General features: G+C 46.1%; 1 protein-coding gene. It reads left to right on the plus strand.

Features of this window, described 5'->3' with window-relative positions; all coding sequences use genetic code 11:
• Positions 1-27: 27 nt before the first annotated feature.
• Positions 28-558 (plus strand): Uma2 family endonuclease (locus B9T16_RS29180; protein WP_410246447.1); only part of this gene is annotated, 531 nt, incomplete at its 3' end.

Consider the following 558-nt stretch of genomic DNA (forward strand, 5'->3'; position numbering starts at 1 on the left):
ACTGTTGTGAGGAGATAAGTGAGAGCTATGATCGCAGCCAAAGAACAAGTGCGCTACTTTACGCCGGAGGAGTATTTTACTTGGGAGGAGCAACAACTCGAAAAGCATCAGTTAATCGATGGTCGCGTGTATGCGATGACGGGTGGTACCAGAAATCATAGTGATGTGGCTGGTAACTTTTTAGCGATTATCAAGCCTCATCTCCGAGGCAGTGGTTGTAAAACCTACAATTCTGATTGTCGCGTAAATGTTCTCAACACTGACAACTATATCTATCGAGATCTGAGTGTTGCCTGCGATCCGAGAGACAATTCTAGCGCCCAATACATTACCTATCCCTGTCTAATTGTCGAGGTTTTATCCCCCAGCACTGAGGCTTATGACCGGGGCAAGAAGTTTGAAATGTACCGCCGCAATCCGAATTTGGTGGATTATGTGTTAGCTAGTTCCGAGGAGATGGCGATCGATATGTATCACCAAAACGAGGCGGGGGATTGGTTAATTCTGAGCTATCGACCCGGCGATGTTGTCGAGCTAAAAAGTATTGGATTAAGTGTG

It is taken from the genome of Arthrospira sp. PCC 8006 (assembly GCF_046480465.1).
Classification (GTDB): Bacteria; Cyanobacteriota; Cyanobacteriia; order Cyanobacteriales; family Microcoleaceae; genus Limnospira; species Limnospira platensis.